We start from the raw sequence: 266 nt of genomic DNA, 5'->3' as shown, positions 1-266 counted from the left end.
GCCGGTGCTGTATTCCCGTGCTCCGGCCCCGCTGCCGCCGGGCGTGGCGCGGACCTCGGTCGAGGGCAAGGCCGGCGACGCCCTGCTGGGCGCGGGCCTGCTGTGCGGTCTCCAGCCCAACGCCGACGACAGCGGCGCGGGCCGGGCCCGCGGCTATGACCCCGACGGCAAGTTCGTGGGCGCGAAGCTGGGGTTCAGGTTCTAGGCTCTACAGCCTCACCCCGCCCAGCCAGGTCTGCCACGCCACCACGAAGCCGCCGTGCAGC

Annotated in this window: 1 pseudogene; it reads left to right on the top strand. The window is 74.8% G+C overall.

Annotated elements, in window-relative coordinates:
- A pseudogene (locus J7528_RS23810) lies at positions 1-205 on the top strand (hypothetical protein); the annotation flags it as partial.
- Positions 206-266: the final 61 nt, after the last annotated feature.

The organism is Caulobacter sp. (genome assembly GCF_017744445.1).
In the GTDB taxonomy this organism is placed as follows: domain Bacteria; phylum Pseudomonadota; class Alphaproteobacteria; order Caulobacterales; family Caulobacteraceae; genus Caulobacter.
Note: the sequence above shows the minus strand (reverse complement) of the source record. Positions and strands in the feature narration are given on the sequence as shown.